Below are 17,045 nucleotides of genomic sequence, written 5' to 3' on the forward strand. Positions count from 1 at the left end.
ACCGGCTTGTTAGCCGGTAAATTTTATACAAAGAGCAAACGTGTTAACTAGTTATTATCACTCAATTGGTATTGTTCTGATAGTACATGAGCGAGGTGCTTGTACATATTAAAAGCAGCTGTACTCTTTAAAGTAGGAATATTGTTCTCATCCAAGAAGAACTCCCCTTTAAATACCAGAGTACCTCGATGTTGCTCAACGGTATCAACAAACATACCATGAATGTAATCATCATGTTTCTTTATGATATCATTAGCTTTTTCAAGTAACTCTTTCTTTGTGATGAATGGTAAACTGTCTTGCATAAGTTGGCTTCCTTGAAAAAATAATTGGTTGCTTCTAGCATTTTATCAGGTAGAGTGTGTGGTTTTCAATTATGGCTAAACATCTTTATATGGTTAAAATCAGTCGACTAGAAGACACTTTGTGCTTTTTAGAATAACGTGATTGAATTTATAAGTTTTGTTTCAACACAAATAATTGTTTAAAAATATATTGATATATTGTGATTGTGTCGCAATATAAAAAAGAGATCCTCATTTTGCGCATTTTAATGTAGAAATGCGCCATTATTGATATTTAGGTAAAGGTAAATATGGGTAAAGCTCTTGTTATAGTGGAGTCCCCGGCAAAGGCCAAAACGATTAATAAGTATCTTGGCAGTGGCTACGTTGTAAAAAGCAGCGTTGGCCACATTCGTGATCTGCCGAAAAGCGGCTCTGGTTCACAAACCGGCTCACAAAAGAGTACAGGCTCATCTACCGACAAAACAAAGAAAGTAAAAAAAGATCCGCGTGACGCATTAGTTAAGCGTATGGGGATTGACCCTTACCAGGGTTGGAAAGCGAATTATCAAATTCTACCTGGTAAAGAAAAAGTAGTTTCTGAACTTAAATCACTGGCGGAGGATGCTGATCACATCTACCTCGCAACGGACTTGGACCGCGAAGGGGAAGCCATTGCGTGGCATTTACGCGAAGTGATAGGTGGAGATGATACTCGTTTTAGTCGAGTTGTATTTAATGAAATTACGAAGAATGCGATCACTCAGGCATTTGATAGTCCTGGGGAATTAAACATAGATAGAGTTAACGCACAACAAGCGCGTCGTTTTATGGACCGAGTTGTGGGTTACATGGTTTCTCCACTGTTGTGGAAAAAAGTGGCTCGAGGCTTATCTGCTGGTCGTGTCCAATCCGTTGCAGTGAAACTCATTGTTGAACGTGAAAGGGAAATTAAAGCCTTCGTTCCTGAAGAATATTGGGAACTGCATGCCGATTTAGCGGATAAAGATGTCGCTAACTTGCGTATGGAAGTCACTTCACAAGGTGGTAAGGCATTTAAACCGGTCAATAAAGCGCAAACAGAAGCAGCGGTTAAGCTCCTTGAGAAAGCGCGTTTTTCGGTTGTTGACCGTGAAGATAGGCCGACGTCAAGCAAGCCGAGCGCACCGTATATCACGTCAACGCTACAACAAGCCGCCAGCACCCGTTTAGGTTTTGGCGTGAAAAAAACCATGATGATGGCTCAGCGCCTTTATGAAGCTGGGTACATCACCTATATGCGTACTGACTCAACAAACTTGAGCCAAGATGCACTCGACATGGTTCGTGGTTATATTAATGATAATTTTGGCGCGAAATACCTGCCAAAAGACGCGAATGTTTATAGTAGTAAAGATAATTCGCAAGAGGCGCACGAAGCCATTCGTCCTTCGAGTGTCGATGTTTTACCTGAATCACTAAAAGACATGGAGAACGACGCGAAAAGGTTGTATCAATTGATTTGGAACCAATTTGTGGCGTGTCAAATGACACCTGCGAAATATGATTCAACAACCTTAACGGTCAAAGCAGGGGATTTTGAACTAAAAGCCAAAGGGCGTACTCTGCGCTTTGATGGTTGGACGAAAGTCATGCCTGCATTGCGTAAAAATGATGAAGATAAAACATTACCGCCAATACAAGTTGGTGTGGAATTGTCATTAACTGAGTTATTGCCTAGCCAGCACTTTACCAAGCCGCCAGCACGTTTTAGTGAAGCATCTTTGGTTAAAGAGCTAGAAAAACGCGGTATTGGTCGTCCTTCAACGTATGCAGCGATTATTTCGACGATCCAAGATAGAGGTTATGTCAAAGTTGAAAATCGTCGTTTCTATGCAGAGAAAATGGGTGAAATCGTAACCGATCGATTAGAGGAAAACTTTAACGACCTGATGAACTACGATTTTACTGCGCGTATGGAAGACCAGCTTGACCACGTTGCTAATCATGATGCCGAATGGAAAGCGGTGTTAGATGAATTCTTCTCTGACTTCAGTAAGCAGCTAAACGTTGCTGAAAAAGAACCGGAAGAAGGTGGAATGCGCACCAATCCAATGGTGATCACTTCAATCATTTGCCCTGATTGTGAACGCCATATGGGTATTCGTACCGCATCAACCGGGGTGTTTTTAGGTTGTTCTGGTTACGCTTTACCACCAAAAGAACGTTGTAAAAAAACAATCAACCTTATCCCTGAAGATGAAGTCTTAAATGTGCTTGAAGGGGATGATGCGGAAACTAATGCGTTAAGAGCAAAACGTCGTTGTCCAAAATGTGGCACCGCGATGGACAGCTATTTGATTGATAATGGCCGTAAATTACATGTCTGTGGTAATAACCCGGCATGTGAAGGCTATGAAATCGAAGAAGGCGAATTCCGTATTAAGGGTTACGATGGCCCAGTCATTGAATGTGACAAGTGTGGTTCGGAAATGCACCTGAAAATGGGGCGTTTTGGTAAGTACATGGGGTGTACCAACGAAGAGTGTAAAAATACGCGTAAAATTTTACGAAGTGGTGAAGTCGCACCACCGAAAGAAGATCCGGTTCCATTACCGGAACTTCCATGTGAAAAGTCCGATGCGTATTTTGTGTTACGTGATGGCGCAGCTGGGGTTTTCCTTGCGGCAAATACATTCCCTAAATCACGGGAAACACGTGCACCATTAGTTGCAGAATTACAACGCTTTAAAGACCGTTTACCTGAAAAACTTGCTTATTTGGCGGAAGCACCAGCTGAAGATGGCGAAGGTAACCCAACTGTCGTCCGTTTTAGCCGTAAAACGAAGCAACAATATGTTTCTTCAGAAAAAAATGGCAAAGCAACGGGTTGGAGTGCGTTTTACGTTGACGGTAAATGGGAAGTGAAAGAGAAATAATTGTTCTCTTTTGTTTTCAAGAAAAAAAGCCAATCATTTAATTTGATTGGCTTTTTTGTTAACTTGTCAATTTCATATCAATGCCTATCGGTGAATAACCCACTGTTATACTGTCATTTCCTTTATTTCTTATCGCTCACTGTGATATAACCGCCAATTTTCAACTAAACTCAAATGTAGCACCAAAGTGATAACTAATTTGTGTTAACTTAAGATAAAGTCGTTGTGGTTATCAATTGACAGTAATAGTTCTTACCTTGTTAAGGTGTTTAGGTAAGTCGATGGAATGATAGATAAAAGTTATACACCGGAGGCAAAATGAAGTTAAAAATGTGTTTACTGGCTGCATTATTGACAGCGGGGACAGCATATGCTGCTCAATCTACTGTTGTATTAAAAGAAGCGACCCCAACAGGTGATGGTAAAACAATAGGTGAGGTTGTTATCTCAGAAACGGAATATGGATTACTGTTCACGCCCAAATTAACGGGCCTGCAAGCTGGCATTCATGGGTTTCATATTCATGAAAACCCAAGCTGTGAACCCGGAGAAAAAGACGGTAAATCAGTTCCAGCATTAAAAGCAGGTGGTCATCTAGACACAGCTAAAACAGGTGTCCATAAAGGCCCTTATGATAATACTGGGCATTTAGGCGATTTACCTGGCCTTGTTGCAGATAGCCAAGGTAATGCTGATTATGCGGTATTAGCACCACGTTTAAAATCACTCAAAGATGTTCAAGATCGTGCATTGATGGTGCATGTGGGTGGTGATAACTATTCTGATAATCCAGAAGCGTTAGGCGGTGGTGGGGCTAGAATGGCCTGCGGCGTCATCAAATAATACGCGTCATATTTCAAGCTGTGGCGTTGTTAGCTGCGCTTGCTAACCCTAGTCACATACTTATGTATGCTCCTAGGGCTTAGCGCCGCTTGCTGCCTAGCCACAACTTGAACTATTTAGCGTATTGTATTGATTAGAAAATTATTTAAACAACAGTATTGTTAGTTGGGCTTACTAATTTTAATCGCATACTTATGTATGCTCCTAGGGCTTAGCGTCGCTTGCTGCCTAGCCACAACTTGAACTATTTAGCGTATTAAAACGTTTATTTGAGTAATATTTCAAGTCACAGTGCTATTGGCTGGGGGTGCTAATTTTAATCATATACTTATGTATGCTCCTAGGGTTTAGCGCCGCTTGCTGCCTAGCTATGAAGGGCTCAGAAAATAATCTGAGCCTTTTTTATATTACCAAATCCGAATACGTTGCTCTGGCGCCAAATACAGAGCGCTATTTTTATCGACACCGAATGTTTGGTACCAATCATCAATATTGCGTACTACACCATTAGCACGGAATTGGTTAGGACTATGAGGGTCAGTCATAATCTTATTACGTTCAGATTCTTTATTTGACAGTTCTTGCCATGTACGAGCCCAAGCGATGAAGAAACGTTGTAACCCAGTTGTTCCGTCAATAATTGGGGCCTCACCATTTGGATAGTTTTCTTTGGCGAATTGTTTATAAGCACTCAAGGCAATATTTAACCCACCGAGGTCACCGATATTTTCCCCTAATGTAAGCTCGCCATTTACATTTAAACCATCAACAGTAAATGCGTTATATTGATCAACAAGCTTAGCGGTCTTTTCTTTAAAGTGAGTTTTGGCGCTCTCACTCCACCAGTTACGTAATTGCCCAGTACCGTCATATAGACTACCTTGGTCGTCAAAACCATGGCCCATTTCGTGGCCGATTACGGCACCTATTGCACCATAGTTATAGGCAGGGTCAACATTAGGGTCAAAGAAAGGGGCCTGCAAAATAGCAGCAGGGAATACAATTTCGTTTTGAACTGGGTAGAAATAGGCATTGACTGTTTGTGGCGTCATTCCCCATTCCCATTGACGAACAGGTTGGCCAATTTTGCCAATCATATCATCATATGACCAAGCTAGAACTTGCTTATAATTCTCTAATAATGAATCGGGCTTGAGGTTAATCGAACTAAAGTCATTCCATTGATCGGGATAACCCACTTTAACCGTAAATTGTTCCAATTTTTTAAGGGCTTCTTGGCGAGTGGGCTCATCCATCCAGTCATTGACTTTTAAGCGTGAATTAAATGTTCCTCTCACATAACTGACCAAATCTTTAATTTTTTCTTTTGCTTGTGGGTCGAAATATTGTTCGACGTAAATTTGCCCTAAAGGCTCACCTTGGAGTGAGTTAACGGTTTGCAACGCACGTTCTTGGCGGGTGCGTTGCTTTTCAATACCATTAAGTTTCTTCGAGTAAAAATCAAACTGCGCATCTGCGATGGTTTGGTTTAAATAACGTGCATGTTCACTAATGTACTGAAAGGTTAAGTAATCTTTTAATGTTGAAACTGGGGTATCTGCAAAAATTTTTGCGGTTTGTTCCACTGCGCTGTCGGTTTCAACGATCACTTTCTCAAGTTGTTTATCAGTTAACTTGCGGCTAGTAATAAAGCTATCCCAATCAAAACCTTGAGTATGGTTTTTCATTTCAGCTAAGCTCATCGCGTGGTAGTTTTTGATCGTGTCACGGCGGGCCTCAGGGCTCCAATGTACAGTTGCAATTGCTTTTTCCAAATCAAAAATTTTCTGTGCTTTTTGTGTGACATCTTTTTCACCGGCTAGCTCTAGCATGGTAGCGATATAAGCGATATAACTTTTTCGAATATCTTCCATTTGCGGTGTGTTATCGAGGTAATAAGTACGGTTAGGTAGCCCTAAACCGCCTTGGCCGATATAAAGTACATAGGTATCAGGTGCTTTGGCATCTAAGTCTACCCAGTAGGAAATCAGCGATTTATAGTCGGGTTGTGTCATTAATTTGCTAATATCATTATGGTTTTTAGCTTTAGAAATGGCATCTAAATCGGATTTTATTGGGGTAATTCCAGCTTGCTCAATAGCTTTTTCATTCAGGTAACTGAGGTATAAATTTCGAATATTTCGTTGATTATGCGTGAGCTTGTTTTCAGGGATCTGCTGTAGTTGGTCAATAATCGATTGAATTTGTTTTTCTGTGTTTAAATATAATTCCACAAAAGAGTTAATGCGTGGCATACCAGTAGGGATTTGTGCTTTATTTATCCAATCGTCATTAACATAACGATAAAAATCATTTCCGGGTTCAATTGCATCAGACAAAACAATTTTTTGTTGTCCATAACTGACTTCTTTCGCCAATAGCGTAGGGGCAAAAGAAATAGTTGACATACCAATTAATAAAGCCAAAACATTCAAACGCATGTAACCACCTCTCTTCGTTGAGAATTACGATATCCACTCCAATACGTTAAACCTTGCAGTAAGGGTCTTGCAAAATTCATTTCACTTATTGAAGCACATAATGAAATAAAGTTAATCCGTCTTTGCAGAATCTTACTGCTTTTCATCGTTGTGGATAGCACTTAGATGAAATTTTATCATCATACTGTTTATTCTTATGATAATGATGTTATATTTGTTATATCAAATTAGTCCATTATAACTTTTGATTATATCTAATATTCTTTAGCTATAGATAGCAAAAGCACACTATCCATGTATGAGGTAGACTGAAATATGAAATTGCAGCAATTACGTTATATTGTTGAAGTGGTTAACCATGACTTGAATGTCTCCTCAACTGCTGAGGGGCTTTTTACATCGCAGCCCGGTATCAGTAAACAAGTGCGGATGCTTGAGGATGAGCTGGGGATCCAAATTTTTGCACGTAGCGGTAAGCACTTAACGCATGTTACCCCTGCAGGGGAAGAAGTCGTGCGGATCTCTCGCGAAGTGTTATCAAAAATAGAAGCGATCCGCTCGGTTGCTGGGGAACATACTTATCCAGATAGAGGCAGCTTGAGTATTGCCACGACACATACACAAGCTCGCTATGCTTTGCCTCCAACCATCAAAGGTTTTATTGAGCGTTATCCACATGTTTCATTGCACATGCAGCAAGGCTCACCAACGCAAATCGCTGAGGAAGTTTGCAAAGGTAACAGTGATTTTGCGATAGCAACCGAAGCATTACACCTTTATAACGATTTGATTATGTTGCCATGCTACCATTGGAATCGCTGTGTGGTTGTGCAAAAAGACCATCCACTTGCGGAGAAAAAAAATGTCACTATTGAGGATATTGCTGAATATCAAATTGTAACCTATACCCATGGGTTTACTGGTCGTTCAGAATTAGATGTGGCATTTCAGAAAATTGGTCTTGAGCCTAAAATTATTTTTACCGCAACCGATGCAGACGTGATCAAAACCTACGTTAGATTAGGCCTAGGGATTGGTATTATTGCGAGTATGGCGGTTGATCCTGTTAGTGATAGCGATTTAGTTGTAATTGATATGCGTGATAAGTTCAGCTATAGCACAACTAAGATCGGTTTTAAGCGTACCAGTTTCTTACGTAGTTATATGTACGATTTTATGTGGCGTTTCGCACCGCATCTAACGCGTGATGTGGTCGATAAAGCGGTGGCTATTCGTAACAATGACGAAATTGAAGAATTTTTTAAAGATATGAAACTGCCTATTATTTAATTTCTTTATATTTTTGCATTGTCTTAATTTGTAAGAAGGAACCCTAGTGATCGTATTTCTAGGGTTTTTATTATTAATACCTAGCTGGTGTTCTCGGTTCTTTTCTGACTTATTTCCATTCTTATCTTAAATTTTCTATTATTAATAGAGATAAATTCAATATTTGGCACAAAATCTATAAATCAAATCTCTAGAGCAACTATGATTACAATTGGTTAACAAAAAATAATAGTGGTAAATACACATATTGCCATAGCCATAAAAACCAAGGAGGAGTTATGTCGTTGAGTCTAAAAACAACGAGTGCCTCGACACTCAATGTTGGAAACAAGCAGTATAATTACTTCAGTTTAGCGCTTGCTGAAAAAAAGCTCGGTGAGGGGACGAAGTTACCTAAGTCATTAAAAGTCTTACTCGAAAACCTATTACGTCATATTGATGGGAGCTCAGTTGTCGAACAAGATTTACAAGCCATCATTGACTGGCAAAAAAACGCGCATGCAGATAGGGAAATTGCTTATCGCCCCGCGCGTGTTCTCATGCAAGATTTTACCGGAGTTCCGGCGGTTGTTGACCTTGCTGCGATGCGTGAAGCGGTTAAATCACTGGGCGGTAATGTTGAGCAAGTGAACCCGTTGTCTCCCGTTGATTTAGTGATTGACCACTCTGTTATGGTGGATGAGTTTGCCACGCAATCTGCTTTTGATGATAACGTTGAAATTGAAATGGCGCGTAACCATGAACGTTATTTATTTCTACGTTGGGGGCAAAAAGCATTTAACCGTTTTCAAGTGGTGCCACCGGGTACCGGTATTTGTCACCAAGTTAATTTAGAATACCTAGGTAAGGCGGTATGGCATGAAGAAATTGACGGTAAATTATATGCTTACCCGGATACCTTAGTCGGAACAGACTCCCATACAACCATGATCAACGGGCTCGGTGTACTAGGATGGGGTGTCGGTGGTATTGAAGCTGAAGCCGCGATGTTAGGCCAACCGGTTTCAATGCTGATCCCTGATGTTGTGGGCTTTAAATTAACAGGGAAATTACCCGAAGGGATAACGGCAACCGACCTTGTATTGACGGTAACACAAATGCTACGTCAACATGGTGTAGTGGGTAAGTTTGTTGAATTTTATGGTGATGGCTTGGCCGATTTGCCATTAGCAGACCGAGCAACAATTGCGAATATGTCCCCTGAATATGGCGCAACGTGTGGCTTTTTCCCTGTTGATGAAGTAACACTGTCTTATATGCGTTTAACTGGGCGCAGTGATGATGAAATTGCGCTGGTGGAAGCTTATAGTAAAGAGCAGGGTTTATGGCGTTATGCAGGTGATGAACCGATTTTTACCAGTACACTTGAGTTAGACATGTCAACGGTGGAGTCCAGCTTAGCAGGGCCTAAACGTCCACAAGACAGAGTTGAACTCAGCCAAGTACCAAAAGCATTTCGCGGTGCAGTCGAGTTAGAAGTTAACAAGAAAACCCCATCAAGCTATCCTTCCGTTAAATATCAAAATAAAACCTTTGAGTTAACCGATGGCGCAGTCGTTATTGCAGCAATTACATCTTGTACAAATACGTCGAACCCAAGTGTATTAATGGCAGCGGGGCTATTAGCAAAAAAAGCTGTTGAAAAAGGGTTAGTTCGCCAGCCATGGGTTAAATCTTCATTGGCACCGGGCTCTAAAGTGGTTACTGATTATCTTGCCGTTGCGGGCTTAACGCCGTATTTAGATAAGCTTGGATTTAACCTTGTTGGGTATGGATGTACAACCTGTATAGGTAACTCAGGGCCATTACCAGAACCAATAGAAGAAGCGATTAAACAAGTAGATCTTACTGTTGGTGCCGTGCTGTCAGGTAACCGTAACTTTGAGGGGCGAATTCACCCACTGGTGAAAACCAACTGGTTAGCATCACCGCCACTTGTGGTTGCCTATGCGCTGGCAGGTAATATGAATATCAACTTGAAAACCGATCCTATCGGTGTCGATAAATCAGGTAACGATGTTTACTTGAAAGATATTTGGCCATCGAGTGCTGAAATTGCGCAAGCAGTACAGCAAGTTAAAACGGATATGTTCCGTAAGGAATATAATGCGGTTTTTGAAGGTGATGACGCTTGGAGAGCATTAAAAGTTGAAAGTTCTTCCACTTATTCTTGGCAAGAAGACTCAACCTATATTCGCCATCCACCTTTCTTCGAGGGGATGAAAGCCCAGCCAGCACCGGTCAACGATATTCATGGTGCAAATATTTTAGCGATCCTCGGCGACTCGGTAACTACTGACCATATTTCTCCTGCGGGGAATATCAAAAAAGAGAGCCCTGCTGGGCGATATCTGCAAGAGCACGGTGTTGCTGTCGCAGATTTCAACTCTTATGGTTCGCGTCGTGGTAACCATGAAGTGATGATGCGGGGGACATTTGCAAACATTCGTATTCGTAATGAAATGGTGCCCGGTGTTGAAGGGGGCTATACCTTACATATACCGACTGGCAAACAAATGGCGATTTATGATGCGGCAATGTTGTATCAGCAAGAAAATCGCCCACTGGCCATAATCGCAGGTAAAGAATACGGTTCAGGTTCTAGCCGAGATTGGGCTGCGAAAGGCACGAATTTATTAGGTGTGAGAGTCGTTATTACTGAATCATATGAGCGTATCCACCGTTCTAATTTGATTGGCATGGGGGTTATACCTCTAGAATTCAAAGATGGGGTATCTCGCAAAACGCTCGGGTTAAAAGGTGATGAACGCATTGATGTCACAGGGTTACAATCAATTACCCCAGGGCAGGATATCACAGTGAGGATCACTTATGGCAATGGTGATATAAAGGAAGTTATAACTCGCTGTCGTATTGATACGTCAACTGAGATGGATTATTACCGTCATGGTGGTATTTTGCATTATGTGATAAGGCAGATGCTACATTAATCATTAAACCGTAATAGCTAAACGCCTGTATGATTGTATCCTACGGGCGTTTTTGTTTTTTAATATTTAATCTTATTTATCAATCTTGTTTTTTCTCAATATTTTTGATGGCAATCTACGTTATGGTGTTAAATAGACGGTAGATTAAAGGAGAAAATAGTCGCAACTAGGCTAAATGAAAATAGGGTGAAGTTCGCCATAAATAAGTTTCTTTGTGCAAAATAATTGAATGTAATAGCTTTAGTACAGGTCACCATGTGACTGAGCTTATCGAAAACACTATAAAGGAAATGAGTATGGCAGATATCAATGAAACCGATTTCTATAAAGGGGCATTGTGGGCAGCAGATATCTTATTAACCACATCCCATTTTGATGGTGCGAACGAAGAGGTTCGTGACATTTTGGAGCACATACCTAACTTATATTCTATTGTGATGAGAACACCTGAAACGGAAGTTCATGATTTGCGTCTATATGCAGATAAAGAATTTCCATTGGGCTTAAATGCAGATTACACCGCCATTACTATTGCACCATTACAAGACTACTTTGATATTTTGCCAATGCCAGATCAAAACCCTGAAAGTATTACAGTTGAAGTTGATTACTGGGGAGTGGTTGCAACGACATCTGCGGGTAAACAAGATTTATTAATTGCCGGTTTGGCAACGGCAGAACAGGCGAAGCATTATGCCCAAACTTTAACTCAACAACTTGAATTGCAAAGAGTAAAATAGCCATTTGGTTATAAGTAAGGCAGTTTAAGTATTATTATTCACCAAAAATGGCAAAAAACCGCACTACTGTAATTATGTACAGTGGTGCGGTTTTCTTTAACGGAAAGAGGTTATAACGCGTTGGCTTCGGCTAATTGTAAAGCAAAATAAGTGAAAATGAGGTCAGCCCCTGCGCGTTTGATTGACCCGAGTGTTTCAAGAGCCACACGCGTTTCATCAATTGCACCCGCTTGAGCAGCAAATTTAATTTGCGCATATTCGCCACTGACTTGATAAGCACCGATAGGTAATTGAGTATGTTCGCGTAAATCACGAATAATATCCAAATAGGCTCCCGCAGGTTTTATCATCAATGCGTCAGCACCTTCACGTTCATCAATTAATGACTCATGGAGTGCTTCACGGCGGTTCATTGGGTTCATCTGATACGTTTTTCTATCCCCTTTAAGACATGAACCCGCTGCATCTCGGAATGGGCCATACAGCGCTGAAGCAAATTTTGTGGAGTAAGACATAATTGCGGTGTCTGTAAAACCAGCTTCATCAAGTGCATGGCGAATTGCCGCTACCTGACCATCCATTGCGGCAGAAGGGGCAATAAAATCAGCACCTGCGCGTGCAGCGGCAACCGCTTGTAAACCTAGGTTATGGATGGTTGCATCGTTATCAACGAGATGGCCGTGCATGACTCCACAGTGGCCATGGGAGGTGTATTCACAAAAACAGGTGTCAGACATCACTATCATTTCAGGAACGGTTTCTTTACAGATACGTGACATACGTGCCACTAAACCATTTTCTTGCCATGCATCACTACCATTATCATCAAGATGATGGGAGACTCCAAAGGTCATCACTGATTTTATTCCTGCATTTGCGATACGCTCAATTTCATAAGCAAGACGTTTTTCTGGAATACGCATAACACCCGGCATACTATTGATTGGCATATAGTCGTCGAGTTCTTCTTCAACAAAAATTGGCAAGCAAAGGTCATTAACGGAAAGATGTGTTTCTTGGAATAAAGTGCGGAGTTTTTCAGTTTTACGCAATCTTCTCATGCGTTGAATGGAATGCAGGTTGTTCACAGTATCTCCTGGTAGTATGCGGAATAAGCCTCAATAATTCAGTTTATTCGTCAGGGTAATCAGATGGCTAACAGTATAAACCTTATGGAAAGAAAGTGAATATAGTAGCCAATAAATGACACACTTTGAGAGGTTATTATGAAATAGGAGAAACAAAGGGAAGAGCAGAACACTCTTCCTTTGGTGAGATCACTGGTGCTTAAATAGCATATGCCCCATTTTTTCTGCTTTAACGTCAAGATAATGTTCATTACTTGGGTTGCGGCCGACAATCAGTGGAACACGCTCTACAACGTTAATTCCTGCTTCACGCATGATGTCGATTTTTTTCGGGTTATTCGTCAATAAGCGAACTTCATTAATCCCCAATAACTTATACATATCAGAGCATAAGGTAAAATCACGCTCATCGGCTTTAAATCCGAGTTTGATGTTGGCTTCAACCGTATCGAGGCCTTGATCTTGTAATGCATAAGCGCGAATTTTATTCAGCAAGCCAATGTTTCGGCCTTCTTGACGATGATAAAGTAATACTCCTCGGCCTTCTTTACTAATCTGAGAGAGCGCGGCTTCTAATTGAAAACCACAATCGCAGCGTAGACTAAATAACGCATCTCCGGTTAAACATTCGGAGTGGATCCGGCTGAGAACCGGTGTATTTCCAGAGATATCGCCAAAAATTAACGCTACATGATCACGACCGGTTGCGATTTCTTCAAAACCCACCATTAAAAATTCACCGAAAGGTGTTGGGAGCTTTGCTTCAGCAACGCGTTTTAGCTGCATATTTTCTTTCATTAGTTAAAGTAACTCTTGCTTAATTAATAACGTTTATCGATATAAAATAGCTTAACTATATTACATCGATGCTATATGACGTTTAGCATATAGAGGTTGGTATTCTTTGCACACGACCAACACTGTATTACTATAACAGAGTTAATAATGTGTGAATGTAATATTTGTATATTTAATAGAACTTTACTTGGAATACATTGAATGAAAAAAACTGTTTTGGTCGTTTGTGCTTTTGCATTGTTATTAATGACACCTCCCATGTTGATGATAATCACAGGCTGGCATTGGTCACCAGAAACCCAGTTTAACTCAATGAAATGGCTTCTTTGGCTGACAGACACTGCGGGAGCGCCTTACAGTGTTTTAACGGCTCTGTTATTTCTAGGGGCGGTTGCATTTGTTTTTCGTTCAAAAAAGAAACAGCGACTAAAAATTCTGTTTGTTCTTATCTGCGTTGTATTACTGCAACAAGGTTTGAAGAGCGCATTGAAAAGCACATTTAAAGAGCCGCGCCCTTATGTAGAATGGCTGGCAACCGAATATCAAATTCCTTCATCAGATTTTTATGAGTTAAAACGTAGTATACGAGCGAAATTAATTAAAGACACAGTTAAACAAGATGAAAATGTACCTAAATGGCAGCGTAAGCATTGGCAAGCAGAAACAGGGTATTCTTTTCCTTCTGGTCATATGCTATTTGCAGCTGGCTGGGCATTGTTTTTAATCGCGCTCTTTTGGCAACAACGCTTATATGCGTTATCGATAGGGCTTGCTATTTGGGCTGAGGGTATTGCATTTAGTCGTATGCTGTTGGGCATGCATTGGCCTATTGATATAATTACTTCCGTGATCATCAGTGCCTGTTTTACCATATTTGGTTATTATATTTTGCGGACATGGGGGGTATTTAACAAAGCCGATTAATCTTTCATCAAGTTAACCATTATTAGAGGGGATATAGCTTAAATCTCTCATTGTATAAAATAAATTGCTTTGTCTGAATGCGCTGGAAATGCTACCTTAACAGGTAGATATTATTGGATGAATAGAACTGATAACGGGAATAAATGTGAAATATTTTCTGATTTTATTACTAGCGGTCGCTTTTTTTATTATTTCGATTACGCTAGGTTCAAGCAATGATCAGGTTATTACATTTAACTACCTGATTGCAAAAGGGGATTTTTCATTATCAACCCTTCTTGCATCACTTTTTGGTGTCGGTTTTGTGCTAGGTTGGCTAGTCTGTGCTGCGTTTTATTTACGGGTCATTGTTAGCCTGAAAAATGCACGTCGTAAAATTAGACGTTTAGAATCACAATTAGGTGCTGGAGAAAATAATATTTCCGAATCAACCTCATTAGTGACGACTCAGAACAAGGAATAATCCTGTATGTTCGAGTTGCTGTTTCTGCTGCTACCGGTTGCTGCTGCTTACGGTTGGTATATGGGGCGCAGAAGTGCTCAACAAGATAAGCAACAACATGCGAATCGCTTGTCACGTGATTATGTGACAGGCGTTAACTTTCTATTATCTAATCAACAAGATAAAGCTGTCGATTTGTTCCTCGACATGCTAAAAAATGAAGACAGCTCCGCTTTTGAGGCTCATCTCACTTTGGGAAATCTATTTCGCTCTCGAGGTGAAGTTGAACGTGCCATCCGTATTCACCAGTCGCTGGTGGAAAGTGCCGCTTTATCATTTGAACAACGTTTATTAGCAACTCAACAACTTGGTCGAGATTATATGGCTGCAGGCGTTTATGACCGTGCAGAAAATATGTTCCAGCAATTAACGGATGAAGTTGATTTCAAACAAAGTGCTTTACAATCCCTATTAAATATTTACCAACTAACCAGTGACTGGACTAAAGCCATTGAAACAGCAGGTAAACTGGTTAAATCAGGGCATCCAGAACTACGAGAGCAAATTGCCCATTTTTATTGCGAATTAGCGACCCAACAACTCGCGAGTGATGATCTTGAAGATGCTCTGACATTGTTAAATAAAGCAGAACAAGCCGATAACCACTGTGCTCGGGTTTCAATTATGAAGGGGCGGTTATTTATCGAACAAGGTAATTACGATAAAGCGATTCATGTTCTAAAACAAGTCTATGAACAAGATAGAGAGCTAGTCGCTGAAACATTACCTTTACTGTTTGATTGCTACCAACATACCGGCCAAGCAGATGAATGGGAAGATTACCTACGTCAGTGTGTTGCAGGTAATTCAGGGGCTATCGCAGAACTTTATTTAGCTGATATTATTGTTGAAAAACAAAACCATGAAGCTGCTGCAAATTATATTAATGACCAAATTCAACGCCATCCTACAATGCGTTTATTCTATCGTTTAATGGACTACCATCTTGAAGAAGCCGAAGATGGAAGGGCAAAAGAAAGTTTGATTTTGCTTCGTAAAATGGTAGGAGAACAAATTCGTACAAAACCCGATTATCGTTGCCATAAATGTGGGTTTACATCGCGTGCATTATATTGGCATTGCCCATCTTGTCGCTCTTGGGACACAATTAAGCCTATTCGCGGGCTGGATGGGCAGTGACAGCGTCACCTTCTTAAATAATAACGACTCTTTAAAGGCTAAGAAATGATTTCCTCAACTGAGAACCACACACATTCGCCAATTATTGTGGCACTTGATTATGAAGATGCTAATGAGGCTTTGGCTTTTGTGGATCGCATTGACCCACGTGATTGTCGCTTGAAAGTAGGCAAAGAAATGTTTACTTTTAATGGTCCTCAATTTGTTAAGTCACTCCATGAGCGTGGTTTCGATATTTTCTTAGATTTGAAATTCCATGATATTCCTAATACTGTCGCCCGTGCGGTTGCAGCTGCGGCTGAAATGGGGGTTTGGATGGTTAATGTTCACGCTGGTGGAGGTGCTCGCATGATGGAAGCTGCACGTCAATCACTTGAACATTATGGCAAAGATGCACCATTACTTACCGCAGTAACCGTATTAACGAGTATGGATGAGTCTGATCTTATCGGTATTGGGATTAACGCTTCACCGGCAGATCATGCCGAGCGTTTAGCCTTATTAACTAAGCAATGTGGGTTAGACGGTGTTGTTTGCTCAGCCCATGAAGCACAACGCTTAAAGCAGCTATGTGGTGCTGATTTCAAATTAGTTACCCCAGGCATTCGCCCTACGGGGAGTGATGTTGGGGATCAACGACGTATCATGACACCACAAGATGCAGTAAAAGCGGGTGTCGATTATATGGTGATTGGTCGTCCGATTACGCGCAGTGAAAACCCAACAGTCACATTACAACAAATCAATCAATCTATTGAAGGTTTGCTATGAGTGATTCAAATAGTCGTCTTGTTTACAGTACTGAGACAGGGCGTATTGCTGAAGATAAGCCCAAAGTTGAAAGACCTAAAGGCGATGGTATTGTGCGAATTCGCCGTGAGACTTCAGGCCGTAAAGGAAAAGGGGTTTGTGTTGTAACTGGTCTTGACCTTGAAGACAGCGAATTGTCTAAACTAGCGGCTGATCTTAAAAAAAAATGTGGTTGTGGCGGTGCAGTCAAAGACGGTAATGTTGAAATTCAAGGTGATAAACGTGATGTTATCAAACAGTACCTTGAGGCGAAAGGTTTTCAAGTTAAGCTAGCTGGTGGCTGATTGACTTGAGAGTTTTTTATCATGAGTGGCTA

14 protein-coding genes are annotated in these 17,045 nt (G+C 40.8%); 10 read left to right on the forward strand and 4 right to left on the reverse strand.

Annotated elements, in window-relative coordinates; genetic code table 11:
* Positions 1-47 precede the first annotated feature (47 nt).
* Positions 48-305 carry a DUF2498 family protein gene (locus G6Q48_RS05695; protein ID WP_102138622.1) on the reverse strand — a complete coding sequence of 86 codons (258 nt, stop codon included), beginning with the start codon at positions 303-305 and terminating at the stop codon, positions 48-50.
* A 290-nt stretch (positions 306-595) separates the two neighbouring features.
* Here G6Q48_RS05695 and topA point away from each other — a divergent pair, with 290 nt between their 5' ends.
* Positions 596-3,202, forward strand: coding sequence for a type I DNA topoisomerase (gene topA, locus G6Q48_RS05700; RefSeq protein ID WP_102138621.1), 2,607 nt, complete (start codon positions 596-598; stop codon positions 3,200-3,202).
* Between the two features lie 318 nt (positions 3,203-3,520).
* A complete protein-coding gene (gene sodC, locus G6Q48_RS05705; protein WP_166264933.1) occupies positions 3,521-4,045 on the forward strand; it encodes a superoxide dismutase family protein in 525 nt (174 codons plus the stop codon).
* A 407-nt stretch (positions 4,046-4,452) separates the two neighbouring features.
* Here the strand turns inward: sodC and G6Q48_RS05710 are convergent, their stop codons facing one another.
* Positions 4,453-6,486: a M13 family metallopeptidase gene (locus G6Q48_RS05710; protein ID WP_166264936.1), complete on the reverse strand. Its 2,034-nt coding sequence runs from the start codon at positions 6,484-6,486 to the stop codon at positions 4,453-4,455.
* A 315-nt stretch (positions 6,487-6,801) separates the two neighbouring features.
* Here G6Q48_RS05710 and cysB point away from each other — a divergent pair, with 315 nt between their 5' ends.
* The 3 genes from cysB to G6Q48_RS05725 all read left to right on the forward strand — a co-directional run bounded on the left by cysB (position 6,802) and on the right by G6Q48_RS05725 (position 11,467).
* Positions 6,802-7,776, forward strand: a complete 975-nt coding sequence (cysB, locus tag G6Q48_RS05715) for an HTH-type transcriptional regulator CysB (protein WP_102138618.1) — start codon at positions 6,802-6,804, stop codon at positions 7,774-7,776.
* A gap of 278 nt (positions 7,777-8,054) precedes the next feature.
* Positions 8,055-10,727 carry an aconitate hydratase AcnA gene (gene acnA, locus G6Q48_RS05720; RefSeq protein ID WP_166264939.1) on the forward strand — a complete coding sequence of 891 codons (2,673 nt, stop codon included), beginning with the start codon at positions 8,055-8,057 and terminating at the stop codon, positions 10,725-10,727.
* Between the two features lie 296 nt (positions 10,728-11,023).
* Positions 11,024-11,467 carry a hypothetical protein gene (locus G6Q48_RS05725; protein WP_166264942.1) on the forward strand — a complete coding sequence of 148 codons (444 nt, stop codon included), beginning with the start codon at positions 11,024-11,026 and terminating at the stop codon, positions 11,465-11,467.
* Positions 11,468-11,577: 110 nt separating this feature from the next.
* On the opposite strand, the gene hemB is transcribed toward G6Q48_RS05725, so the two are convergent.
* Together hemB and ribA are read right to left on the reverse strand one after the other, a co-directional pair.
* Positions 11,578-12,555, reverse strand: coding sequence for a porphobilinogen synthase (gene hemB / locus G6Q48_RS05730; protein WP_102138615.1), 978 nt, complete (start codon positions 12,553-12,555; stop codon positions 11,578-11,580).
* Positions 12,556-12,744: 189 nt separating this feature from the next.
* Complete coding sequence (ribA, locus tag G6Q48_RS05735; RefSeq protein ID WP_102138729.1) at positions 12,745-13,341, reverse strand: GTP cyclohydrolase II; 597 nt, start codon at positions 13,339-13,341, stop codon at positions 12,745-12,747.
* Between the two features lie 213 nt (positions 13,342-13,554).
* On the opposite strand from ribA, the gene G6Q48_RS05740 reads away from it, so the two are divergent.
* The 5 genes from G6Q48_RS05740 (at position 13,555) to yciH (ending at position 17,013) form a co-directional block, all read left to right on the forward strand.
* The gene (locus G6Q48_RS05740; RefSeq protein ID WP_166264945.1) at positions 13,555-14,277 is read left to right on the forward strand and encodes a phosphatase PAP2 family protein; all 723 of its coding nucleotides are present in this window, start codon (positions 13,555-13,557) and stop codon (positions 14,275-14,277) included.
* 145 nt (positions 14,278-14,422) lie between these two features.
* Positions 14,423-14,740, forward strand: a complete 318-nt coding sequence (locus G6Q48_RS05745; protein ID WP_102138613.1) for a LapA family protein — start codon at positions 14,423-14,425, stop codon at positions 14,738-14,740.
* A 6-nt stretch (positions 14,741-14,746) separates the two neighbouring features.
* Complete coding sequence (lapB, locus tag G6Q48_RS05750) at positions 14,747-15,919, forward strand: lipopolysaccharide assembly protein LapB (protein WP_102138612.1); 1,173 nt, start codon at positions 14,747-14,749, stop codon at positions 15,917-15,919.
* A 45-nt stretch (positions 15,920-15,964) separates the two neighbouring features.
* Positions 15,965-16,690 carry an orotidine-5'-phosphate decarboxylase gene (pyrF, locus tag G6Q48_RS05755; RefSeq protein WP_102138611.1) on the forward strand — a complete coding sequence of 242 codons (726 nt, stop codon included), beginning with the start codon at positions 15,965-15,967 and terminating at the stop codon, positions 16,688-16,690.
* Positions 16,687-17,013, forward strand: a complete 327-nt coding sequence (yciH, locus tag G6Q48_RS05760; protein ID WP_102138610.1) for a stress response translation initiation inhibitor YciH — start codon at positions 16,687-16,689, stop codon at positions 17,011-17,013. Before pyrF ends, yciH begins: the two co-directional genes overlap by 4 nt.
* The last annotated feature ends 32 nt before the right edge of the window (positions 17,014-17,045 follow it).

It is taken from the genome of Providencia sp. M-27, from assembly GCF_011077905.1.
Taxonomy (GTDB): domain Bacteria; phylum Pseudomonadota; class Gammaproteobacteria; order Enterobacterales; family Enterobacteriaceae; genus Providencia; species Providencia huaxiensis.